The following is a 23,052-nucleotide window of genomic DNA, read 5'->3' on the forward strand; positions in this document are numbered from 1 at the left end:
GTGATCGCGGTCTGCACGACGCCGTACCCGAGCAGCACCGCAATCAGCGCCCAGGAGATCACCAGCCGGACCGCCGAGGTCTTCATGCCACCGCCTCCTTCTCCTCGGCGCGCTGTTCGTGGAAGCGCGACGGCACGGGCCGGATCAGCAGGTTGGCGACGAAGCCGACCAGAAGCACCGCCACCATGGTGAACAGCGCCGGCCGGTACGCCGCCGCGGTGAGCGTGCCCGGCTTGCCCTGGGCGTCCAGGAAGCCGTTGACGATCAGCGGCCCGGCCACCCCGGCGGCCGACCAGGCGGTCAGCAGGCGGCCGTGGATGGCACCCACCTGGTACGTGCCTAACAGGTCACGCAGGTATGCCGAGACCGTGGCGAACCCGCCGCCGTAGGACGACAGGAGGCCACCGTGGACTTGCCGCCGCTGTCGCGGAAGCTGAAGCCGGGCGGCGCCACGGAACGCCTACGATCCAGCGCGGTGACCATGGCCCATCTTCAGCCCGGTGGAAAGTTGCCGCAACAAGTAGCGGACCGGCGGACAGAAGCAGGTGTGACAGCAGAGACCGAGCGGCGCACCGACGACCTCGGCGACGAGGCCGGCTTCGGCGACCTCTTCGACCGGCACTCGCGTGCCGTCTACAACCACGCGTTCCGGCTGACCGGCTCCTGGAGCACGGCCGAGGACGTCACCCAGGCGACCTTCCTCATAGCGTGGCGCAAGCGCGACAAGGTACGCCTGGTCGACGGCTCGGCCCTGCCGTGGTTGCTGGTCGTGGCCGGCAACTGCGCCCGCACGGAGCACCGTTCGGCCCGGAGACGCCGGGCGTTGCTCGGCCGCGTCGCGCCGGAGCAGGAGCGGGACCCGGCGGACGACGTCGCCGGGCGGCTCGACGACGAGCGCCGCATGCGGGAGGTGCTGGCCGCGGTCCGGCGGCTGCCCCGTGCCGAGCGGGAGGCGGTCGCGCTGTGCCTGTGGTCCGGCGTCTCGTACGCCGAGGCCGCCGCCGTCCTCGGCATCACCGAGGTGGCGGTCCGCTCCCGGGTCAGCCGCGCCCGGTCCCGTCTCACCGGAATCCTCGACCCGACGGAGCAACGATGAGCGATCTGATGAACCTCCCCACCGAGCGTGACCTGCCGCCCGCCCGCGCCGACCGGATGCGCCGCGACCTGCTGCGGGCGGCGCACGGCCGGCCGCGGCGCAGCTACCGCAGGCTCGTCGCCGTCGCCGCGGCGGCGGTCACCCTGGTCGCCGGTGCCGCGCTCGTCCACCGGGTACGGGACGAGCCCGCCACCCAGGTCCTGGCGATGGGCCCGGGTGAGCTGACGACGTCCCTGCGGCGGGCCGCCGACCAGTGTCTCGACTGGCTGGCGCGCCACGACGGGGATCCGCTGGACACCGGGCCGCAGGTGCCGGCCACGATGGCCGACCTGGCCGTCTCCGCCCGGCAGGGTCACCGGACCGGGATCCTCTTCCTCAACCCCACCGGGTATGTCGCCTGCGACTACGACGACGGTGGCAACGAGACGACCGGTAGCTTCGGCGCCGAGGTGTGGCCGCAGCGGGACTGGCTGCCCGGGCCGGTGCAGCGGCTGAGCCTGTCCTCCTCGGACGCCGATGGCGGCGCCGTTTCGGTGCTGGGCCGGGTGAGCGCCCGGGTGCACCGGCTGGTCCTCGAGCACGGCACCGGCCGCACGACCGAGGCCCGCCTGCGCAACGGCGCGTTCGGGATCGTGACCCGCACCGCGGACGTCCGCGCGGACGCGGAGCTGGTGAGCTACGACGCGGAGAACCAGGAGATCGACCGCCGGCCGCTGTTTCCGGCACCCGGCCGGCCCGAGCCGTGCTTCACCGGTCCGGCCGGCACGGTGCTGTACGGCTCGGCCGGCCCGGACTGCCGTCCCGCCGAGCCCTGGGGCCGGTAGACGCCGAAGGGCCGGGCGCGGAAAGCTCCGCACCCGGCCTCGGGGTGACCGGTCAGTTGCCGGAGGCGTACAGCTCCTTGATCTCGGTGTCGGACAGCGCCCGGTCGTAGAGGTGGACCTGGTCGACCGTGCCGTCGAGGAAGTCGACGGGGTTGCCGTTGTACTTGCCGCGGCCGATCACCGTGTGACCGGTCGGCGCGGCCTGCGGCAGGCAGGCGTTGGTCCGGCCGGCGAGCTCACCGTCGACGTAGAGCCGCAGCTCGCCCTTCACCGAGTCGCGGACGCCGGTCAGGTGGTACCAGCGGCCGACCTCCGGCTTGACCGGGCCGAGCGCCCGTACGCCCGCGAAGCTCATCGCGAAGCGCTGGTCGGCGCCGGAGTACTGCAGGAAGAAGTCGCTGACGGTCTCGCCGTCCTGGCTGACCACGGTCTGGAAGGCACCGTCGGCCTTGTCGAGCTTCACCCAGGCCGACGCGGTGTAGTCCGAGGCCGTGTTCAGGATCGGGGCGCCGGTGTCCACGTACTGCGACGAGCCGTTGAGCTCGAGGCCCTGGCCCTTCTTGGCGTTCACGAAGCCGGGGTTGCCGACCAGCGTGCCGTCGTGGTCGCCGGCCGCGTCCTCGGCCGTGCCGTCGAGCGGGTAGAACGCCACACCGGTCAGGCCGGGCGTGCCGGGCGGCGGCTGCGGGACGTTGCCGGCGCTGCCGTCGGCCTTGGCGATGATCTCGCGGTTGATGGCCCGGACCTGCTGGAAGTCCATCTTGCGAACCTGGCGGTCGTACGTCCAGAAGCCGTTGAGCTCGCCCTCTACATCGGTGATCTGAGTGTAGATCGCCGCGCTGATGCCGCAGGAGCGCGCCGAGTCGATCACCGCCCGCTGGTTCGCCACGTACTTGCGGGTGAGGGTCTCGGAGTCGGGTTCCATCTCGTAGGCGTGGCCGTCGCCGAACCACATGTGGTTGGAGACCTTGAGGCCGAAGCCGCCGTGCTCGCCGTCGATCGCGGCCCGGTTCGCGTCGGGCGACGGGGTGGCCGGTCCGAGGTACTGGTGGAAGTCGATGACGTCGCCCCTACCCGAGTCACCGTGCGAGTTGCAGCAGTTCACGCCGCTGTGCGCGTTGACGAGGCGGCTCGGGTCCTGCCGCTTGACGTCGTCGGCGATGCGGCCGGTGGCGGCGCGGTCCCACTCGCCCCAGCCCTCGTTGAACGGGATCCAGGCGATGATCGAGGTCCAGCTGCGGTGCTCGCGGACCATCTCGTGCAGCTCGGCCTCGAACTGGTCGCGCCACTCGGCCGGGATGGGGCCGGTGTTGGCGGCGGGCATGTCCTGCCACACCATCAGTCCCAGCTTGTCGGCCCAGTAGTACCAGCGGTCCGGCTCGACCTTGATGTGCTTGCGGACCGCGTTGAAGCCCATGACCTTGTGCTGCTGCAGGTCGAACTTGAGGCCCGCGTCGGTGGGCGCGGTGTTCAGCCCGTCCGGCCAGAACCCCTGGTCGAGGGTGGCCATGTTGAACAGGATCTTGCCGTTGAGGGCGATCCGCAGCTTGCCGTCGGCGCCCTTGGTGGTGCCGATCTCGCGCATGCCGAAGTACGACTGCACGGTGTCGACGGCCCGGTTGCCGTCGAGCAGCGTCACCTCGAGGTCGTACAGGAACGGGTCGTCGGGCGTCCACAGGTGCGGCCGCGGGACACCGACGCTGAGCTGCGTACCGGCGGCTCCGGAAGCCCGGCCGACCACCCGGCCGTTGCTGCGCGCGACCGCGCGCACCGTCAGGCCCTCGCCGTTCACGGCGCTTGTCGTGACCTTCAGCGAGGAGGTCTTCAGGTCCGGCGTGAGACCGAGGTCGGCGATGCTGGAGGCGGCCACCGGCTCCATCCAGACGGTCCGCCAGATGCCGGAGCTGCCCTGGTAGAAGATGCCGCGGTCGCTGACCCGGCGCTGCTTGCCGATGGGCTGGCCGGTGGCGTCGGTGAGGTCCTCGGCCCAGACGATGAGCTCCTGCGGGCCGGTGCCGGTCAGCGCGTCCGTGACGTCGACGTCGAAGCCGTCGTAGCCGCCGCGGTGGGTGGCCACCTGCTTGCCGTTGACGAAGACCTTCGAGTCGTAGTCGATCGCGCCGAAGTGGAGCTGCAGGCGCTGTCCCGCGCCGACCTTCCAGGACGACGGGACGGTGAAGGTGCGCCGGTACCACATCCGGTCCTCGTGCCGCTGGATGCCGGAGAGCGCACTTTCGATCGGGTACGGGACCAGCACGCGCTCGCCCAGCGACTGACCGGCGGGCACCGCCTGGTTGACCTCGGCCTTGGCGAACTCCCACACCCCGTTGAGGTTCTGCCACCTGCTCCGGACCAGCTGGGGACGGGGGTACTCGGGCAGGGCGTTGTCCGGGCCGACCGCCGCGGTCCACGGGGTGGCGATCGGCGGGATGCCCTTGTGCCAGGCGGGCGCGGCGGGTGCGGGTGCCGCGCCGGCGGGCACCGCGGCACCCACGGCGAGAAGAGTGACGGCGGCCACTGTCAGGCCGTACCGCCGGCGGGTCCGTGCTGTTGTCACGCGCGTGGTCCCTTCGGAGCGGAAGTGACGCGGGCAGCGCGGGGTCGACCCTCCACGGTGGACGACGGGATCACCGGGAGCGCCTCGGCGGACCGCCCATGAGTTCACACATTTCAACAAGGCCGATCAGGTAACGTCAAGATTTCCGATGAAGAACTTCGATGGTCAGACAGTTTCCAACATGGACGCGCAGATCGCCATGCCCGCCGTTCAGCGGGGTGTGGGACGATTCCGCGGTGCCGGATGCGATCTTGGAAGTCATCGCGCTGACCGCCGTCGATGCGGTGGCCGCGCGCAAGGGTGGTGCCGACCGGGTCGAGCTGGTCGCCGACATGCGCCGGCAGGGCCTCACCCCGGCGACCGGGACGTTCACCGAGGTCCGGGAGCTGTCCGGCCTTCCGGTCCGGGTCATGCTGCGCGGCCAGGACGGGTACGCGCCCGGCGACACGGCCACCCTCACCCGGGCCGCGGCGGATCTGCGGGAAGCCGGAGCCGACGAGTTCGTGCTGGGGTTCCTCGACGCCACGGGCGCCGTCGACCTGGCCGCGGTCGAGGCGGTGCTCGAGGTCATCGAAGGTTGCCGGTGGACGTTCCACCGGGCCATCGACCACGCCGCGGACCGTGCCGCGGCGTGGCGGGCGCTGGACGGGCTGCGGGGCCTCGACTTCGTGCTCACCGCGGGCGGTCCCGGGCACGTGGGCGCCGGGCTCGCCACGCTGGCGGCCGAAGCGGGCCGCACGCCGCGGGTGCTGGCCGGCGGCGGGCTGCGTCCGCACCACGTCGCTCCCCTGCTCGGCGCGGGCGTCGACGCGTTCCACACCGGTAGCGCGGTCCGTCCGGGGGGTCGCTGGGACGCGCCCGTGGACGCCGCGCTCGTGCGGGCCTGGCGCGACCTCCTACCGTGACGGCGCGACGACCCGCACCGTCGACGTCATGTCGACGGTGCCCGCGTCCACGTGCCCGGCCAGGGGGCGCAGCACAACGGCCAGCGGCCCGCCACCGTCCGCCAGCTGCCGCCAGAGCGCAAGGTGCGCGTCGACCAGCCGGTCCCGGTCGCCGGCGGCGGCGCTGATCGACACCACGACGAAGCCACGGGCGACCAAAGCCGCGCCGGACTGCTCGTCGTACCCGTCGACCTGAAGGAACAGCGGCAGCCTGCCGGTGATCGTGGGCGGGTAATGCACCTGCGCCCGCAGCTCGCCCACGTCGTAAGCGGCGGCCGCGACCTCGCCCGGCTGCTCCACGAGGAACGCGACCGGCCGGGGCGCATCCTCGACCTCCGAGCAACCGCCGAGGAGGGCGACCACCACCACCGCCGCAGCGGCGGCCAGGGAAAGAGTCCGCATGGTCCTGCACGCTGGCAGGCCATTGTCAGGAACCTGTGCGGATTCAGCGCCCGGTGGGCGTCAGGTAGCGGTAGCCGAGCCGGGTGAGCCGCTCCCGGTCCAGCGTGTGCCGGCCGTCCAGGATCACCGGGGTACGCATCAGCGACGCCAGCTTGCCCCACTCGAGGTCTACGTACTGAGCCCATTCGGTGACCAGCACGACCGCGTCACTGTCGTCGAACACGTCCGCCACGTCGTCGGCCAGGTACTCGACCAGGTCCGGCTGCTCGCGCCGGAACCGCTCGGCCGCCACCGGGTCGTGCAGGCGGATCCGGGCGCCGCGCTCGAGGAGCATCCGGGCGATGTCCAGCGCCGGGGCGTCCCGCATGTCGTCGGTGTCCGGTTTGAAGGCGAGCCCGAGCAGGCCGATCCGGCGCCCCTTGAGGATGCGCAGCTCGTCGAGGAGCCGGTCCACGACGAGCCGCCGCTGGAGCTGGTTGACCGTCCGCGCGGCGGTCACGATCGGCATCTCGTGGTGATACTCGGCCGCGGTGGCGATGAGCGCGGCGGTGTCCTTGCCGAAGCACGAGCCGCCCCAGCCGATGCCCGACTGCAGAAACCGGGAGCCGATCCGGGTGTCCAGGCCGATCCCCCGCGTGACCTGCTTGATGTCGGCGCCGACCCGGCCCGCGAGCTGCCCGATCTCGTTGGCGAAGCTGATCTTCAGGGCGAGGAAGGCGTTGGCCGCGTACTTGATCAGCTCGGCCGAGGCGAGGTCGGTCGAGACCATCGGCACCGCGCCGAGGTCGGCGGGACGCGGCAGATACGTCGGCGGGGTGAAGGTCTGGTTGAGGATGGTGAGGTAGAGGCGGTTGAGCACGTCGAGGCTGCGGGGGTTGTCCGAGCCGACGACCACCCGGTCGGGGTAGAGCGTGTCCTGGATCGCCGCGCCCTGGCGCAGGAACTCCGGGTTCGAGGCGACCGAGAACTCCCCGTCGCTGCGCCGCTCGTGGCTGCGCTCGAACGACTCCCGCAGGATCGAGTCGACCCAGTTGCTGCTGCCGATGGGCACGGTCGACTTGTTGACCACCACGGTGAAGTCACCGCCGATGTGCTCGCCGACGCTCTCCGCGGCCGACCGCAGGTACTGCAGGTCCGGGTTGCCGTCCGGGAGCGAGGGCGTCTGCACGGCGATGAACACCACGTCGGCGTCCGGCACCGCCTTGCTGTAGTCGGTGGTGAAGGTCAGCCGCTCGCCGGCGTCGGCCAGCAGCGCGTCCATGTGCGGCTCGTAGATCGGCGAGCGACCCGCGCTCAGCAGGTCGACCTTGGCCTTGTCGAGGTCGACGCAGGTGACGTCGTGACCGAGAAACGCCAGGCTGACGCCGGTGGTGAGACCCACGTAGCCGGTTCCGACGACGCACACCCTCATATCCGCACTCCTTCTCCTCGGTCGCCGCCGGCGGTTACCCCGACGTCCGAAACGGTAATCTGTCGTGTCCCGTACCACGTCACCCGCGGATGCTCAGGCGCGTCGCCGCGCTGCCGATCCTTGAGCCGTGACCCTGGGCAGTCCGCTACGTACGCCGGGTGGCGGCCTCGCCACCGGCGCGCTGCTGCCCGTCCTGGACGAGCAGGCCCAGCTGCTGGCCGACCTGGTCGAGGTCATGACCCGGGACATCCCGTCGCTCGACCACATCCTCGGTATCGTCGACCGGCGGCTGAGGGTGACGTGCGGCATGACGGCCGCGACCGTATTCACCCTCGACCCCGACGACGGCAGCCTGCGCGCGGCCGCCACCCGGGGCCCCGCCGCCGACGACGACCTGCGCCTGGCCGGCCGGGTCTTCCGTGTGTCGGCCGGCGCTCCCCCGGTGCGGGTGGGCGACCGCATGGCGATCCGCCTGCGCATCGGCGGCCAGACCGTCGGCGTCCTCGTGCTCACCGCCACGGACCTGGACATGCTGCGCCCCGAGACGGCCGCCGGCACGGCGCTGCAGGTCGCCGCGACCCTCCAGGTCCTCTCCGCCGAGGTGCACCGGCAGTACACCGAGCACGCCACCGCCACGATCCGCAAGCTGTTCGAGGACGGCGCCACGGCCACCTCCGTCGAGGCGGCGGGCCAGCTGCTCGCCAAGGCGACCGGCGAGGCGTTCCGCACCGAGAAGGCGGCCGTGCACCTCCTCGGCCCCGACGGCACCATCCGGCACGCGATCGGGGTCGGGCTCACCGAGGCCATGACCGAGACGCTGCAGCGCAACCTGATCGGCCGGCGGGCCGCCGACTCGCCGGTCTGGCAGGTCATGCAGAAGATCGACGGTCCGGTGCTGGTCTCCGACACCACCAAGACCGACGTCCGGGTGGGCGGCTTCGTCGAGACGATGCAGCTGCGCTCGTTCCTCGCCATGCCGCTGATGTCCGCGTCCGGCCCGGTCGGCGTCGTGATGTGCGGCGACAGCAGGGTCCGTACCTGGAGCGGCCGCGACCACAGCCTGGCCCGGCAGGTCGCGATGGAGGGCGCACTCATCGTCGACGGCGCCCGGATGCGCCAGGCCGAGCGGCAGCACATGGCGGAGCTGACCCGGCAGGCCTACCACGACGCGCTGACCGGCCTGCCGAACCGCTCGCACCTGATGGAGCGGGCGGAGCGCGAGGTCGAGATCGCGATGGCCACCAGCGGCCGGATCGCCCTGCTCCTGCTGGACCTCGACGGCTTCAAGCGGGTCAACGACACCGTCGGCCACCACGCCGGCGACGCCCTGCTGCAGGCGGTCGGGATGCGGCTGCAGACGGCGCTGCGCGACCACGACGTGGTGGCCCGTCTCGGCGGCGACGAGTTCGCCATCCTGCTGACCCGCAACCCCGACGGCGACTCGGCCGCTGCCATCGCGGCGCGCATCCACGCCCGCCTCAGCGAGCCGTACGACATCGAGGGCCGCGAGGTGAAGGTCGGCGCCAGCATCGGCATCGCCCTGTTCCCGGCCGACGCCGACGACATGACCACACTGATGCGCGGCGCCGACGCCGCGATGTACCGCGCCAAGCGCGGCGGCGGCGGGGTGTGCGCGGCCCGCTGACCCGCTCAGCGAGCGGTACGCCGGGCCAGCAGGCCCCGCACGCTCATCGGGTCGCCGGCGGCAACGGGTGCGCGACGTCGTTGGCGTGATCCATGACGGCGGCGCCGGTCAGCTCCGCGCGTACCGGAAGAATCTCCAGGCAGCGGCGGACGGCCGCGGCCATCATGGGGTTGGGCACGCGCAGCGAGACGGTGCAGTGCGGCACCCACCGTCCGGGCCGATAATGCCCCCACACCTCGACCCCGGCGGCGGCCAGCCGTTCGTGCACCGCGCGATGATGCGCGAGCAGCTCCTCGGTCGCGGTCACCCCCAGCCAGAGCACCCGCCCGACGAACTGCCCGGCGAAGTCCAGGCCGACGGTGAGCCCGCGGCCGACGACCATCCCGTCGAGCGCCTCCGCGACGGTCTCGGCCGGAAGCGTCCGCGCGGCGGCCAGTGACACGTGCGGCCGGTGCCGCTCGTGCAGCGACGCCATCGTGGGAATGCCCTCGGCCTCGAGCGCCGTCCACAGGGTCCGGATCCGCCGGGTGGCGTCGACGTCGAGATAAAGCTCCAGCGCGGCGACCACGTGATCACCGTACCGGCAGTCAGGCCGGGACCCTGTCCCCGGTCCGCAGCTTCCGGGCCAGGACGCCCACGTCCGGCTGGTCGGTGAAGAGCCCGTCGATTCCGGTACGCAGGAACGCGACCTGCTCGTCGAGCGCCCGCCCGTACCCGTCGGGTTCCGTGCCGATCCGGTAGTCCGCGGGCAGGAACTGGTTCTCCGCCCGGAACGTGTACGGCATGACCTTGAGCCCGGCGGCGTGCGCGTCGGCGACCAGGCGGGTGGGCGTGCCCAGCGTGTCATCGGCCGCCCGCGGGATCACCTGGTTCTTGTCCGGCCCGACACCGTCGACATAGCGGGCCAGCCGCCGCAGCCCGGCCGGCGTCAGGTACTCGGCGTAGGTCGTGTGGTCGCCGAACGGTCCGCCCGTCGCGGATGTCAGGAAGACCGACGGGGCGCGCAGCCCGTAGTCCTCGCGCAGCTGCCGCAGGTTCCGGGCCTCGAACGACTGCACGAAGACCTTGGCGCCGGGCCGGTCCAGCCGGTGCCGGCGCAGCGCCCGCACCAGCGGCGTCTCCAGGTCGAGCCCGAGCCCGCGGAAGTACGTCGGGTGCTTGGTCTCCGGATAGACGCCGATCGCCCGGTCCAGCTCCCGCGACAGGCGCTCGCGCAGGGCGAGGACCTCCTCGAACGTCGGCACCTCGAACAGTCCGTTGTAGAGCGTGTTGTGCCGGCGTACCCGGGGGATCCGCTCGACGGCCCGCAGCGTCTTCAGCTCCGCCAGGGTGAAGTCATGGGTGAACCACCCGGTCACCGCCACACCGTCGAGCACCACGGTCCGCCGCCGCGATGCGAACTCGGGCCGCGACCCGACATCGGTGGTCCCGCCGATCTCCGGCTCGTGCCGTGCGACGAGCACATGGTCCTTCGTCGCCACGAGATCGGGCTCCATGTAGTCGGCCCCCATCCGCGCGGCCAGCTCGTACGAGGCCAGGGTGTGCTCGGGCCGGTACCCGGACGCCCCCCGATGCCCGATCACCAGCGACCGGCCGGGCCGATGCGGCGCGGCCTCCGCGGTCGCCCCCGTCGCCCCCAGCACGGTGGGCACCCCGGCGGCGAGCGCACCGATCCGCAGCACCTGTCGGCGGTCTGCCACGATCTCCTCCACGGGCTCGCCCGGCGACGGTCGCGGGTGCCCCTGCGGCAGTCCAGGCGATCACCACGACGCCCCGGCGAAGACGCCGTGACCACCCGGGAAACGCCGCCGGAAGATCACCGGTGGTGTACGAACCCCCGTTCCGGGGAAGGACATCGGTCAGACCAACCCTTACGGTTGTGGTCCGAACGCTCACCGTGAAAAGCCTTCGTGGAGTGACACCATGGGATTTCTCGAGCGTCGCGCCGGCCAGCGCCGGCACCCGCCCGCCGACGACCGGTACGGGTCGAAGCCGGGCCCCCGCACCGGCGGCTCCAACGACCCCCTCCACGGACCACCACCGCCCCGCCGTACCCCCACCGACCCGGTCGGCCGGCCACCGGCGCGCACCGACCTGACCGTGCTGCTGGGCCGCACGGTCCTCGAGGCCCGGGTGCAGCAGATCTGTCACGAGTACGGCCTCATCCCCCGCTCGGGCGCGGCGGTCGGCTCGGGTTTGTCACGCTCGTACCTCGCGCGCGAGTCGGGGGTCGAGCTCGCCGCCGACGCCCACGGCACGGTGACGACCATCTTCCTGCACTTCCACGGCGACGACGGTTTCCGCTCGTTCCAGGGCGATATCCCGGGCGGCGCGGGCTCGGTGCCCCGGAGGGCCGCGCTGTGGGCCGCATTGGGCCGCCCGGACGAGTCCGGCGATCCGTACCGGGACCGCTTCCTCGGCGACTACGGCCCCTGGGACCGCTGGACGCTGCCGGCAATCAGCCTGCACGCCCAGTACGCCGCCGACGGCGAAGCCCTCACCCGCGTGACCCTCACCCTGCCGTGACTCGGTCAGACGGTGAGCGCAACGAAGCGGGCGACAGGGCGAGGCGACGCCGCTACAGCCACAGCTCGCGCCGACCCAGCGCCTCCTCGCCTGGCGTCACGCGGCATTCGCGAAGCACATCGCGAATGTCGGCCGAGGAGCAGGTGAGCGCCGCGAAACCACCATCACCCCAAGGCTCAAGCTCGGCTATATCCACGTACGCGTCGCCGATACGGACGCCGATGTCCGTGTTCGAGGGTAGGGCCGCCAGCCGCGCCAGAAGATCGTCCCGCATCACCGGAGTAGCCCTCTCCTTCGATTGGAGCGCCGCTTCGCGCCGAGCGTCATGAGTGGACGTGTCACCGGCATCGCCCGGGTGGGAGCTTGAGCCCACTCCTCACGAGCCGCCTTCAGGAGACGATGCCGCGCCGCCTCGCGTTCTTTCCTCGTCCTGACGCGCGGCGGCTCCAAGTATGGTTTCGCGTCGACGCACCCACCGACGGCGCAGCACCTCATCGCGGATGAACTCAACGGCCCGCAGGACTCTCGCCCCTGCGGTCGTAGAGCCTTGCCGAGCAAGCGGTTGCATACGCCCTCCCTGCAGAACAGGATTGTGAGGCATGTCGAATTGCCTCTGTCGATGAGCCAAAGCTACGGACCTCAATGGAGGTACAGAACTGACCGTCAGTACGCGTAGCCGGTATGAATGAGGAACGTGGAGAGGAGCTTCCATGGCACGCCGGTCGGTCACTCTGACTCGTGGTCAGGGTTCGCGGCACTACGGCCTCATTTCGGGTTTCGTCTTGAGGCTTGCTCGCCAGTCCGCAGCCATGACCCAGGAGACGTTCGCCGAATTACTGAGCGTCGACGTCACGACCATCCAAGGGTGGGAATCAGGGCGCCGGCCACTTTCAGCGGTCGCTGCCGGGGACTTTCTCCAGTTGTGCGGTCAGCTCGCTCGAATCGGAGCTCCGGCTTCGACCGGTCGACACCTTCGCGAGGCAATCGAGGCGGACCAGGTTCTGGCAACGGGTATCACTGCCGGCGCCGCCTGGGTGAACCCCACCAGGCACCCTTTGGCAGCAAGCGTCCACCGCTGGACGATCACCAACCTGATCCTGTGGCCGATCATCGAGAAGACGCCGGTGCATCTTCACGTCTTCGTGCCTCGAACCGCCCGACGCGGCCCCATGTCGGCGCACCCCACGTTGAGCGCGGAGGAGCGAACACGCTTTCTCGACCATCTGTCGACCGTGGCGGAGCGCGCCGATCATGCAACTGACGCGCTGCTACGTCGTCAGGCCGTGTATCTCCTCGGTTTCGACGGCCGACCGGATGCGATCCGATGGCTGCGGACCGAGTGGAACCGGGCTGGCAGCCGTCGACCGAGGGACGGGAACATCACGGAGCTTTTGGAGGCGCGCTCTGCCTCAGTTGCGTTGGCCGTTGCCGGTGACAGCAGCTACCTTCACGATTTCGTCGATCGCATGCGAGGCCAGACCGGGGACGTGGCCAATCTCAATTACTGGGCCTACTGGATCGGCGAGCTCGGTGACGAACAGGCGAACGACAATTTCATGGCGAACGCCGACACGCGGTCATGGGCGGGAGTCCGGCTGTTGCAGCACCTGATGCAACGGATCGATCCCGCGTCGCCTCAGCTGCCACTGAACCTCGCGACCCTGCACGCCCTCGTTGCGTCGCGACCGTCCTTGCTCAGCAGTCACCCTGCCGCTCGACGCTCGCTTGCCGGCGCACTCGATAAGCTCGCGTCGTGCAGCGATCTCGCCCGCAGCGAGCGTGATCAGCTCGCAGGGCTTCAATACGCCGTACGTGCCGCCGAGGGATGAGGGTGATCAAACGTGCCAGAGGACGCGCAAGGACTCGCCGGCTTCGGGTACGAGCTCGGACTGTTGAAGCGGGTACGGCGCTCGGGCTGGTGGCATGCCGGGGTCAAGGATCCTGAGTCCGTCGCCGATCACACCATGCGCGCCGCGCAGCTCGCCGCCCTCATCGCGGCCGAGGAGGGAGCGGACCCGGCGCGGGCCGCGCTCCTGGCGCTGTGGCACGACACTCAGGAGACCCGCACCGGGGATCTCCCGCATACCGCCGGTCCGTACCTGGCCAAGCCCGACCCCCGCCGGATCACCGCGGACCAGACCGAACGGCTCCCGGAACGATCGCGCAGCCTGGTCCGGAAGGCCGTGGACGAGTACGAGGCGCGCGAGACGCTCGAAGCGCGATGTGCCAAGGATGCGGACAAGCTGGAGATGCTGCTGCAGGCCGTCGAGTACCGCGATGCCGGTGTGGCACGAACGGACGGCTGGATCGACTCAGCTCGCAAAGACCTCCACACTGACACCGGTCGGCGCATCGCAGAGGCAGCGGTCACTCTGTCGCCGCTGTCGTGGCGCGACCGCTGACGGCCCGCGAGCCGGCCGGCGGGACAGCCCACCGATGGCCGCTCGTTGACAGTATGTGACCGTCCGGCAACTGAAACCGCCCGTTTGCGGCGGGCCGGGAGATCATCGCGGCAAGGCTCGCGCCAAAGCGCGGACGCGCATGCCGACCTGGGTTAACTACGCTCTGCTAGCAGCCCCCACGGACGGAGATCCATGCGCGCGAAGCGTCTTCTGGCCGGCGTTCTCGCCGGTGCCACCGCACTCACCGTGATCGGTGGCTGCGCCGCACGGCAGATCGAGGCGCTGGAGCCGAAGCTGGAACTGCGCAACGCCGCCCAGCAGCTGACCGGCGCGCAGCAGGCCGGCGTCACCCTCGCCGTCACGGGCGACCCCGAGGACCTGATCAGCGCCCTCGAGCTGCTCCCGAAGGCCGACTTCGACGCCGAGGACAGCAGCATCGTGCGGAAGCTGTTCGACTCCTCGCTCACCATCGCGTACGACAAAGCCGGCGCCGGCCCGGAGGACGACCGGTCGATGATCGCCGCGACTGTCAACGGCGTCACCGGCACCGAGATCCGCTACCTGGACGGGACGCTGTACGCCAAGGTGCCCGTGGCCGAGCTGGCCGCCGAGTTCGGCACCGCCACCTCCGCCGAGGCACTCAGCGACGCGGCCGCCGGCAAGCTGCCCGACCTGGAGCCGCTGTTCGAGGGCAAGTGGGTCGCCATCGAGAGCAAGAAGCTCACCCACCTCGCCGGGGCAGGCTTCGGCCTACCGACGCAGGACCTGAAGAGCGAAGCTATGGTCGAGCAGCTGACCACCGCCGCCACCAACCTGCTCGACGGTGCGAGCGTCGTCCGCGACAGCGCCGACCCGCATCACCTGATCGTCACCTCGTCGACCGCCCAGGCGTACGCCGAGGCCAAGCGTTTCGCCGTCACCGTCGAGAAGGACCTCGCCGGCGAGCTCCCGGACGCCCCCGCGGACCGGCCGATCGTCCTGGACCTGTGGATCGACGGCGGGAGGCTCACGGCCGCCGAGATCGACATCCTGCAGTTCATCGACGGCGCCACGGGCCATGTCGCGATCCGGCTCGACCTGACCACCGGCACCCCGATCACCGCACCGGACGGTGCTGCCAAGATCGACGTCGACAACTTCCTCGGCGCGGACCCCGCCGACCTCTTCGGCAATGAGAGCACCGGCCTACTCGACCCCGACACGATCGCCATCCCGTCGGAGACCGACTGACCGCGGACCGAAACCGGCCTGCACAGCCCGAGCTATGCCTTCGCCGGCTTTCCCGGCCGAGGTGAGGGCTTCAGCGCCGGGTCCTCGGGCACCTCGGTGGCCGGGATGGCGCTGCTCGCCCGGGTGATGGCGTCCTGCGCGAGCCGTTCGCTGAATCCCGCGATGAACGCCACGCCGATGAAGAAGTAGGTGAGCTTGAGGCCCTGCACCGTGACGGCCACGGGCAGCAGGCTGGCGGCGATGAAGATGTACAGGGCGAGGCCGAAGATGGCACCGATCACCGGCCGGAAGCCGCCCGCCAGCCTGATCAGCATCGGGCCCGCACGGCTGTCCACCGACAGCTTGCCGGAGGTCAACCTCGTCATCACGCTCATGATCGCGCCGACGCCGCCCGCGATCGCTACGCCGACGAGTATGCCGTCCGGCAGGTTGCGCAGTATGCCGAACCAGTTGAAGGCCAACCAGAACGCGCCCCACAGGCCGAAGACGCCCATGAGCATGCCGAGCAGGTAGTCGTGCCTCGCCTCCATGGTGTTGGACTGTTCGAGCATGTCCTCGATGTAGCGCAGCTGCTCCTGGACCTTGGGCAGAGCCCGCTCGGTTCGTTGGACGTCGTACCCCGTCATGGCCTCGGAGTCGGCGAGGCTCAGCAGGTAGACGAAGACCGAATAGATCGACCTGACCAGTTAGGACCGTCGTCGAGCTCGGCACCGCAGCGCCTGGAGATAGATCCGCTTGCAGTCCCAGATCGCCGCTTCAAGGGCCGGATCGGTGGTGCGAGCGGCTTCCGGCAGGTACGAGAGGTCGATCTGGTCCAGATACCGCCCTTGGAAGGTGATCAACGATGCGAGCCTGGCGTACAGACCCGGCCGACGCACGATCTTGATGGCGACACCGGCCGGTATGTATCGACAGAGATAGTTGTCGAGCACGTAGCCGGAACCGTACCGCCCATATTCGAGCTGCAGATTCTGCAGGGCCTCGGCCAACCGCTGGTAAGCCTCATCCGAGATGTCGGTGCTATGAGCCTGGAGCTTGTAACGCGTCGCGACGATCTGGTCGAGTGTCACCGCGCCGATGTAGACCACGTCGAGGTCGGCAGGGCCACGGAAAGCCTTGCGCTTTCCGGGCGGCCGGTCATCGTGGCCGGCACGCTTCTCGTCGGCCTGCAGTTCCTCGATCTTGCCCTCGATCAGGCTCTGCATGTGTTCCGTCGCGACCGAGGCCTCCGCCGGAGTGTGCCCGTCGGCTGAGTCCCTGAGGTCCCGCCCGTCCTTGTCGGTCATGATGTCCCTCGCCATCGGCCCGCTGCGGCGCCATGGGCAAAGACCTAGCGTGCCAGCCGGCGAGGGCTTCCACTGTCTCGGAGCCGACGCACATCCTCAGAGCCGCAGCTCGCGCCAGTCGAGCAGCCCCTCCCCCAGGTCGCGCACCGTGGCCAGCAACCCGAGCCGTGCCGCCCGCAGCTCCGCATCGTCCGCCATCACGAACACCTCGTCGAAGAAGCGGCCCACAGGCGCCGTCAGTGGCGCCGCCGCAGCGGTGAAGCGTCCCAGATCCGCCGTGCCGTCGTAGGCGTCGCGTACCGACGTCACCGCCTCGTGCAGCGCCACCTCCGCCGGTTCCTTGAGCTGCGCCGGGTCGTAGTCCGCCGCCGTACCCGGAGGAACGATCCGGCGGGCCCTCTGCATGACCGCGGCCAGGGAGCGGAAGTTCTCCTCCGCCACCAGCCGGCCGAGCTGAGCCAGCAGCCGGTCCACCAGCGCCGGCCGCCCGGCGTGCGGGAGCGCGGCCCGGACCCGGTCGACCGGGTGTCCTTCCTCGGTGAGGACCTGCTCGAGACGCCGGGTGAGGAACTCGCGCGCGTCGGCGAGCACCACCTCGTCCACCGCGACCGGTTGCAGCGACGCCGCCCAGCCCAGCGCGGTGAACAGGTCGATGCCCGACAGGTCCGGGTGCTCGCGGTGCACCGCGAGGAGACCCAGGACGGCTCGGCGGATTGCGAACGGGTCGCTGCTGCCGGTGGGCAGGCCGACCGTCGCGGCCAGGCCCGCGAGCAGGTCCAGGCGGTCGGCCAGCGACAGCAGCGCGCCGGGTACGGATGCCGGCAGCTCGTCGCCGGTGTGCCGGGGCAGTTCCGCCTCGTACACGGCCTGGGCCACGGCCGGCGGCTCGCCCGCGTGCAGGGCGTAGTCGCGGGCCATGGTGCCGGCGAGGCTGGTCATCTCGGTGACGAGCTGGGAGCCGAGGTCGAGCTTGACGAGCTCGGCGGCGCGGTCGGCGACCTCCTCGTCGTCCGGGGTGACGCCGGCCGCCGGGGCGAGCAGGGCGGTGAGGGCGTCGATGCGGCCCGCGCGGTCGGCCATGCTGCCGAGCTTGTCGGTGAAAGTGAGACGGTGGAGCCGTTCGCGCATCTCGGGGAGCGGCGTCGAACGGTCGGCGCGGTAGAAGAACGCCGCGTCCTCGTAGCGGGCGCGCAGGACCGCCTCGTTGCCGGCCCGGACGAGGTCGACGTCGACCGGGCCGTTGGCGACGGTGACGAACATCGGGAGCAGGGCACCGTCGTCGTCGCGTACGGGAAGGTAGCGCTGGTGTCGGCGCATCACCGTGGTCAGCACCGGGTCCGGCAGGTCCAGGTAGCGTTCGTCGAAGCGGCCGAGCAGCGGGGTGGGTTGTTCGACGAGGTGGACGAGCTGGTCGACGAGGGAGCCGAAGTCCACGCGGCCCTCGCCGTACACCAGGTCCTGGGCGCCGGTGACGATCAGCTCGCGCCGGTCGTCGGGGTCGGCGAGGATGCCGTTGACCGAGATGGTCTCCATGAAGGTCTCGGCCGACGCGATCCGCAGCACCGGCGTCTGTGCGGTCCGCAGCAGCCGGGTCTCGCGGCCCGCCTCGAGCGCGCCGACGGTGACCGGCACGACGGTGTCGCCCCAGAGGGCCAGCAGCCAGCGGATCGGGCGGGTGAACGCGAGGCGGGGGTCGTTCCAGCGCATGTTCTTCGCCGAGCGCAGGCCGGCGACGACCTTCGCGAGCACGCCGGTCAGCACGGCGGGTGCCGCGCCGCCCGCCACGTGCCGGCGGACCACATAGTTCAGGTCCGTGGTTTCCAGCGCTTCCACGGGTACGCCCTGAGCACGCGCGAAGCCTTCCCGAGCCTGCACGGGCGCGGTGGTGCGCGGTCCCTTGACCGTCAGCGTGTGGTCGTCCTCGCGCGCGGCCACGTCGCCGACGACCGCGATCAGGCGGCGCGGGGTGGCGTACACGCGGATGTCGCCGTGGGCGAGGCGGGTCTGGGCGAGGTGGTCGGTGAGGGTGCGCCGCAGCTGGTCGCGGGCGGCGTACGCCTCGGCCGGCGGCATCTCTTCGGTGCCGATCTCGAACACCAGGGTCCGGGGCTCGTCGCCGTGCGCGGCGGCCGCGACCGGGACGGCGATCTCCGGCAGCGGGCCGGCCACGCCGAGCGGGTGCCCGAGCTCCTCGCGGCGGGCCACCCAGAGCCGGGCGACGTCGCCGGCGAGGCGGCGCATGCGGGCGAACTCGGCCGCCCGGTCCGCGGTGGAGACGGCGCCGCGGGCGTCGAGCACGTTGAACGCCTGGGAGCACTTGAGGACGAACGTGTGGGCGGGGACCGGCAGGCCCTCGTCGACGAGCCGCTGCGCCTCGGTCGCGTACAGGTCGAGCAGCTGCCGGGTCGCGGCCACGTCGGCGTCGTCGAGGTAGTAGCGCGACATCTCGTACTCGGCCTGGCCGAAGACCTCGCCGTAGCTGACGCCCGGGGCGTACTCGATGTCCTTGAAGTGGGTGACGCCCTGCAGGGCCATGATGATGCGCTCGAGACCGTACGTGATCTCCACGGAGACCGGGTCGAGGTCGAGGCCGCCGGCCTGCTGGAAGTAGGTGAACTGGGTGATCTCGAGCCCGTCGAGCCAGACCTCCCAGCCCAGCCCCCACGCGCCGAGGGCGGGCGACGCCCAGTTGTCCTCGACGAACCGCACGTCGTGCGCGGCGACGTCGATGCCGAGCGCGGTGAGGCTGCCCAGGTACAGCTCCTGCGGGTTGCCCGGGTCGGGCTTGAGGATCACCTGGAGCTGGGTGTGGGTCTGCAGCCGGTTGGGGTTCTCGCCGTAGCGCGCGTCGTCCGGCCGCACCGACGGCTCGGGATACACGACCCGCCACGGCTCCGGCCCCAGCACCCGCAGGAAGGTGGCGGGGTTGAGGGTGCCCGCACCCACCTCGGTGTTCATCGGCTGGACGACCAGACACCCCTGGTCACTCCAGTACGCGGTGAGCCGGGCGAGCGCCTCCTGCATGGTGAGCATGACCTCGAAGTCTAGTGAGCATGTCATCTGGGTATGTGGCCCCGCATGTCGGAGCTGCTCACGGGTGACCTCTACCGTTTCCAGGACCTGCTGACGCCCGAGGACGCGGAGATCGTCAGCCGGGTCCGGGCCTTCCTCGAGGCGGAGGTGGTGCCGATCGCCAACGATCACTGGGCCCGGGCGGAGTTCCCTTTCCCGCTCGTCAAGGGCTTCGCCGGCCTGGGCATCGCGGGCGCGAAGCACTCGAACCTGCTGTCCGGCTGGCTGGCGCTGGAGATGGCACACGCGGACGCCTCGATGGCCACGTTCTTCGGCGTCCACTCGGGCCTGGCGATGGGGAGCATCGAGACGTGCGGCTCGCCCGAGCAGCAGGAGCGCTGGCTGCCGGCGATGCGGGACTTCGACGCGATCGGCGCCTTCGCGCTGACCGAACCGACCGGAGGCTCCGATGTGGCGGCCGGCCTGCGGACCACCGCCCGCCGCGACGGTGACCGGTGGGTCCTCAACGGGCAGAAGCGCTGGATCGGCAACGCCACCTTCGCCGATCTGATCGTGGTCTGGGCCCGGGACCTCGAGGACGACCAGGTCAAGGGTTTTGTGGTGACGAAGGACAACCCGGGGTTCGCGGCCACGAAGATCGAGAACAAGATCGCGCTGCGGATCGTGCAGAACGCCGACATCACGCTGACCGACTGCGTGGTCCCGGAGGCCGACCGGCTGCAGAACGCCCGCTCCTTCAAGGACACCGCGAAGATCCTGCGCCAGACCCGCAGCGGCGTGGCGTGGGAGGCGGTGGGGGTGATGCTGGCGGCGTATGAGATCGCCCTGGCGTACGCGAAGGAGCGCGAGCAGTTCGGTCGCCCGATCGGCAAGTTCCAGCTGGTCCAGGACCTGCTGGTGCGGATGCTGGGCAACGTGACCGGGTCGCTGGGGCTGTGTGTGCGCCTGGCGCAGCTGCAGGACGCGGGCGAGTTCCGCGACGAGCACTCCGCGCTGGCGAAGGCGTACACGACGACCCGCATGCGCGAGGTGGTCGGGTGGGCCCGGGAGCTGCTCGCCGGCAACGGCATCGTGCTCGACTACGACATCGGCCGCTTCGTGGCGGACGCCGAGGCGCTGTACTCGTACGAGGGCACCCGGGAGATCAACACGATGATCGTGGGGCGTGCGGTGACCGGCCTCAGCGCCTTCGTGTGAGCCTTTTCTCACCGCTCCCGAATGCAACAAGCTGTTTTAGAGGAAGACCAATTCTCTCCTTAGGCTCACCGTTGGCCCGGCCACACGACGGCCGGACGACGACGACCCGCACAACGGGTCGGAGCCCCTGGAGGAAATATGACGTCAGTGAAGCGCGCCGCCGTCAGCCTGTTCGCTTTCTGCGCCGCCGGTGCCGGCATTCTCGCCGCGGCCACCCCCGCTGCCGCAACGACCGCCGACACGTCCCGCTCCACCCTGGCGCTGATGGTGCAGGGCCCGAACTCCCAGCAGGCGAGGATCACCCTGCTCACCTGCGGACCGGCCGCCGGGACCCACCCCCGGTCGGCCGACGCCTGCGCCACGGTCGCGACCGTCGACGGCGACCTCGCAGCGCTCGACGTGCAGCCCGACGGCTTCTGCACCCGCGAATACCAGCCGGTGACGGCCACCGCGACCGGCTTCTGGCAGGGCCGGCCGGTGCTGTACGGCGAGACCTTCCCGAACCGCTGCGAGATGCTCCGCGAGACGGGCGCCCTCTTCGACTTCTGATCCGCCGGGGACCGCGAAGGTGGTGTCCGGACACCACCTTCGCCCGGTCGCTCAGGTCAGCTCGCGCGGTTTCTCCTTCGACGGCTCGTCGCGCAGATACATGTACCAATAGGACGTGGCCACGAACACCACCGCGCCCACGAGATTTCCCAGGAATGCGAACACCCAATTGCGCAGGGTGTCGTCCCAGCCGATGTCGGGCACCCCGGCGAAAATGGCGGCCGGCAGGAAGAACATGTTCGCGATGACGTGGTCGAACCCCATCGCGACGAATGCCATGATGGGGAAGAAGATCGCCAGGATCTTGCCCGAGACGGAATCGGCCGCGAGCGACAACCAGACCGCCAGGCAGACCAGCCAGTTGCAGCCGACCGCGCGCAGGAAGATCTGCCATTCGGTCTCGTGCAGCCCCTTGGCGCCCGCGATCGCGGCGAGCCGGTCGTACGTCATCGCGCCCGACGTCCCGGCGTCGCTGCCGACGTGCCCGATGACACCGGTCTGGACCGCGAGGAAGAACGCGACGAACAGGGCGCCGGCGAGGTTGCCGACGAGCACCAGGGTGAAGTTCTTCAGCACGTCGCCCCAGCCGAGCCGGCCCTGCATGGCCCCGATCGGCACCAGCAGCATGTTGCCGGTCAGCAGGTGCGACCCGGCTATCAGCACCAGCACGAGTCCGAGGGTGAAGGCCGCACCCGTGAACAGGGTGGGCAGGCTCCCCCACGTGCGCGGGTCGAGCCCGGACGACACGGTGATGGCGACCAGCCCCCCGAAGGCGATGTACGCCCCGGCAAGGAACGACCCCACCAGGGTTTTGTCCCATCGCAGCTCGGCCTTCTTGACGCCCGTCGCCACCGCCGCGTGAGCGATCTCCGCCGGTTCCTTGGTCGCCACCGCACGCCCTCCCGCCTGCCGTACGGCCCCGGGCCGTAGCGTCCCTGCGGAGATACCCGTAAATGCGCCGCCTACTCGGAGACCAGTCCCTGCGGCAATCCTCCGGCCGTGGTCGCCCGACCGTCCCACCTGTACTCCATAAACCGGCCGCGCCATCGCAGCCCCCTACCATCGGCGACTGCGTCGATGGCAAAGGAGCTGATGGTGCAGCGGCAGGGTTCCTCCGGGTTCGGGTGCTTCGCGTTCCTCTTCGTGTTCCCGATCGTGGCGGGGTTCGCGATCGGGATCCCCGGCTTCATCCTCGCCTCCCCGGCGATCGTGGCGTACCTGCTGGTGGAGAACCCGGGTCAGGTGGCCGCGTACCCGTCGTGGTGGATCGGCGTGGCGCTGGCGCCGGTGGTGGCCTACCTGCTGGTCCGGCACGCCGGACGCGGCAAGGAGCCCCGGCCGCAGAAGCTGCACCTGGTCCGGGCCGGCACCGTGGCCGCCCTGTGTGCCGTCGCAGCGCTGACGGCGATGATCGCCGACCGGCACTACCTCGGTGGCGCGGCGACCGAAACGGGCGGGCGCCTGCGGGAGACGGCGTTCGCGCTGCCCATGGTCGCCCCGTTGATCGCCGTCGTCACCGCGCTGGTCTGCTATGCCGTCATCCGGTTCCTGGATCGCAAGCTCCCGAACCGCATCGTCCGCCGCCCGAGCACCGCCGGGTCGTACACCCCGCCCGACCCGCAGCCGGGGGAGATCTGGTGGGGCGAGGTCGAGTTCCGCGAGGGCGACGGGGCCAAGGACCGCCCGTTCGTCATCCTCCGGGCGCTGCCGGAGCACCTGGAGATCCTCCAGATCACCTCCCAGGACAAGTCGCACCGCGACGACCACATGCGCTTCTGGACCGACAGCGACGACCCGTACGCCGTCACCGGCGGGTACCTCGAGCTCCGCGTACGGCAGCTGCACCGGTACGACCTGCGCCGTCAGGACTCCGCGGTCTGCCCTGACGCCATCTGGAACCGGGTGCACTCCCTGCAGGCCGCCCAGCCCCGGCGCCGACGGGCCGCGTAG

Annotated in this window: 22 protein-coding genes; 11 read left to right on the forward strand and 11 right to left on the reverse strand. The window is 70.8% G+C overall.

Going from position 1 to position 23,052, the window contains the following annotated elements:
• Window positions 1-82: 82 nt before the first annotated feature.
• Complete coding sequence (locus AB0J80_RS33250) at window positions 83-328, reverse strand: hypothetical protein (protein WP_364713078.1); 246 nt, start codon at window positions 326-328, stop codon at window positions 83-85.
• A gap of 219 nt (window positions 329-547) precedes the next feature.
• Between AB0J80_RS33250 and AB0J80_RS33255 the strand changes: the two genes are divergently transcribed.
• Both AB0J80_RS33255 and AB0J80_RS33260 read left to right on the forward strand, forming a co-directional pair.
• Window positions 548-1,096: an RNA polymerase sigma factor gene (locus AB0J80_RS33255; protein ID WP_364713080.1), complete on the forward strand. Its 549-nt coding sequence runs from the start codon at window positions 548-550 to the stop codon at window positions 1,094-1,096.
• A complete protein-coding gene (locus AB0J80_RS33260) occupies window positions 1,093-1,920 on the forward strand; it encodes a hypothetical protein (RefSeq protein ID WP_364713082.1) in 828 nt (275 codons plus the stop codon). Before AB0J80_RS33255 ends, AB0J80_RS33260 begins: the two co-directional genes overlap by 4 nt.
• Before the next feature lie 52 nt (window positions 1,921-1,972).
• On the opposite strand, the gene AB0J80_RS33265 is transcribed toward AB0J80_RS33260, so the two are convergent.
• A complete protein-coding gene (locus tag AB0J80_RS33265) occupies window positions 1,973-4,477 on the reverse strand; it encodes a LamG-like jellyroll fold domain-containing protein (protein ID WP_364713084.1) in 2,505 nt (834 codons plus the stop codon).
• Window positions 4,478-4,713: 236 nt separating this feature from the next.
• On the opposite strand from AB0J80_RS33265, the gene AB0J80_RS33270 reads away from it, so the two are divergent.
• On the forward strand, window positions 4,714-5,382 hold the full coding sequence (locus AB0J80_RS33270) for a copper homeostasis protein CutC (protein WP_364713086.1): 669 nt from the start codon (window positions 4,714-4,716) through the stop codon (window positions 5,380-5,382).
• Here AB0J80_RS33270 and AB0J80_RS33275 read toward each other — a convergent pair.
• The gene (locus tag AB0J80_RS33275) at window positions 5,374-5,823 is read right to left on the reverse strand and encodes a hypothetical protein (protein ID WP_364713089.1); all 450 of its coding nucleotides are present in this window, start codon (window positions 5,821-5,823) and stop codon (window positions 5,374-5,376) included. The genes AB0J80_RS33270 and AB0J80_RS33275 overlap by 9 nt on opposite strands.
• Window positions 5,824-5,866: 43 nt before the next feature.
• Window positions 5,867-7,234 (reverse strand): UDP-glucose/GDP-mannose dehydrogenase family protein, encoded by a 1,368-nt coding sequence (locus tag AB0J80_RS33280; RefSeq protein WP_364713091.1) that lies wholly within the window; start codon window positions 7,232-7,234, stop codon window positions 5,867-5,869.
• Window positions 7,235-7,361: 127 nt separating this feature from the next.
• Between AB0J80_RS33280 and AB0J80_RS33285 the strand changes: the two genes are divergently transcribed.
• Complete coding sequence (locus AB0J80_RS33285; protein WP_364713094.1) at window positions 7,362-8,879, forward strand: diguanylate cyclase; 1,518 nt, start codon at window positions 7,362-7,364, stop codon at window positions 8,877-8,879.
• A 43-nt stretch (window positions 8,880-8,922) separates the two neighbouring features.
• Here the strand turns inward: AB0J80_RS33285 and AB0J80_RS33290 are convergent, their stop codons facing one another.
• On the reverse strand, window positions 8,923-9,447 hold the full coding sequence (locus tag AB0J80_RS33290) for a 2'-5' RNA ligase family protein (RefSeq protein ID WP_364713097.1): 525 nt from the start codon (window positions 9,445-9,447) through the stop codon (window positions 8,923-8,925).
• A gap of 19 nt (window positions 9,448-9,466) precedes the next feature.
• A complete protein-coding gene (locus tag AB0J80_RS33295; RefSeq protein ID WP_364713099.1) occupies window positions 9,467-10,579 on the reverse strand; it encodes a glycerophosphodiester phosphodiesterase in 1,113 nt (370 codons plus the stop codon).
• Between the two features lie 223 nt (window positions 10,580-10,802).
• Here AB0J80_RS33295 and AB0J80_RS33300 point away from each other — a divergent pair, with 223 nt between their 5' ends.
• Window positions 10,803-11,405 carry a hypothetical protein gene (locus AB0J80_RS33300; RefSeq protein ID WP_364713102.1) on the forward strand — a complete coding sequence of 201 codons (603 nt, stop codon included), beginning with the start codon at window positions 10,803-10,805 and terminating at the stop codon, window positions 11,403-11,405.
• Between the two features lie 52 nt (window positions 11,406-11,457).
• On the opposite strand, the gene AB0J80_RS33305 is transcribed toward AB0J80_RS33300, so the two are convergent.
• Window positions 11,458-11,682 carry a hypothetical protein gene (locus tag AB0J80_RS33305; RefSeq protein ID WP_364713105.1) on the reverse strand — a complete coding sequence of 75 codons (225 nt, stop codon included), beginning with the start codon at window positions 11,680-11,682 and terminating at the stop codon, window positions 11,458-11,460.
• Window positions 11,683-12,115: 433 nt separating this feature from the next.
• Here AB0J80_RS33305 and AB0J80_RS33310 point away from each other — a divergent pair, with 433 nt between their 5' ends.
• From AB0J80_RS33310 to AB0J80_RS33320, 3 genes are all read left to right on the forward strand, one after another.
• Window positions 12,116-13,234 (forward strand): helix-turn-helix transcriptional regulator, encoded by a 1,119-nt coding sequence (locus tag AB0J80_RS33310; RefSeq protein WP_364713107.1) that lies wholly within the window; start codon window positions 12,116-12,118, stop codon window positions 13,232-13,234.
• Between the two features lie 12 nt (window positions 13,235-13,246).
• Window positions 13,247-13,807 carry an HD domain-containing protein gene (locus AB0J80_RS33315; RefSeq protein WP_364713109.1) on the forward strand — a complete coding sequence of 187 codons (561 nt, stop codon included), beginning with the start codon at window positions 13,247-13,249 and terminating at the stop codon, window positions 13,805-13,807.
• A 192-nt stretch (window positions 13,808-13,999) separates the two neighbouring features.
• Window positions 14,000-15,037 carry a hypothetical protein gene (locus AB0J80_RS33320; RefSeq protein WP_364713112.1) on the forward strand — a complete coding sequence of 346 codons (1,038 nt, stop codon included), beginning with the start codon at window positions 14,000-14,002 and terminating at the stop codon, window positions 15,035-15,037.
• Window positions 15,038-15,069: 32 nt separating this feature from the next.
• On the opposite strand, the gene AB0J80_RS33325 is transcribed toward AB0J80_RS33320, so the two are convergent.
• The 3 genes from AB0J80_RS33325 to AB0J80_RS33335 form a co-directional block, all read right to left on the reverse strand.
• Window positions 15,070-15,663, reverse strand: coding sequence for a hypothetical protein (locus AB0J80_RS33325; protein WP_364713114.1), 594 nt, complete (start codon window positions 15,661-15,663; stop codon window positions 15,070-15,072).
• Between the two features lie 60 nt (window positions 15,664-15,723).
• On the reverse strand, window positions 15,724-16,323 hold the full coding sequence (locus AB0J80_RS33330) for a hypothetical protein (protein WP_364713116.1): 600 nt from the start codon (window positions 16,321-16,323) through the stop codon (window positions 15,724-15,726).
• A 96-nt stretch (window positions 16,324-16,419) separates the two neighbouring features.
• Entirely contained in the window at window positions 16,420-19,356 is a 2,937-nt protein-coding gene (locus tag AB0J80_RS33335; RefSeq protein ID WP_364713119.1) for a glycine--tRNA ligase, read from the reverse strand.
• A gap of 45 nt (window positions 19,357-19,401) precedes the next feature.
• Here AB0J80_RS33335 and AB0J80_RS33340 point away from each other — a divergent pair, with 45 nt between their 5' ends.
• Together AB0J80_RS33340 and AB0J80_RS33345 are read left to right on the forward strand one after the other, a co-directional pair.
• Entirely contained in the window at window positions 19,402-20,553 is a 1,152-nt protein-coding gene (locus AB0J80_RS33340) for an acyl-CoA dehydrogenase family protein (RefSeq protein WP_364713121.1), read from the forward strand.
• Between the two features lie 138 nt (window positions 20,554-20,691).
• On the forward strand, window positions 20,692-21,102 hold the full coding sequence (locus tag AB0J80_RS33345; protein WP_364713123.1) for an SSI family serine proteinase inhibitor: 411 nt from the start codon (window positions 20,692-20,694) through the stop codon (window positions 21,100-21,102).
• Window positions 21,103-21,153: 51 nt separating this feature from the next.
• Here AB0J80_RS33345 and AB0J80_RS33350 read toward each other — a convergent pair whose 3' ends face one another.
• Window positions 21,154-21,993, reverse strand: a complete 840-nt coding sequence (locus tag AB0J80_RS33350) for a formate/nitrite transporter family protein (protein WP_364713125.1) — start codon at window positions 21,991-21,993, stop codon at window positions 21,154-21,156.
• Window positions 21,994-22,179: 186 nt separating this feature from the next.
• On the opposite strand from AB0J80_RS33350, the gene AB0J80_RS33355 reads away from it, so the two are divergent.
• Complete coding sequence (locus AB0J80_RS33355; protein ID WP_364713128.1) at window positions 22,180-23,052, forward strand: hypothetical protein; 873 nt, start codon at window positions 22,180-22,182, stop codon at window positions 23,050-23,052.

The organism is Actinoplanes sp. NPDC049548, from assembly GCF_040676695.1.
Classification (GTDB): Bacteria; Actinomycetota; Actinomycetes; order Mycobacteriales; family Micromonosporaceae; genus Actinoplanes.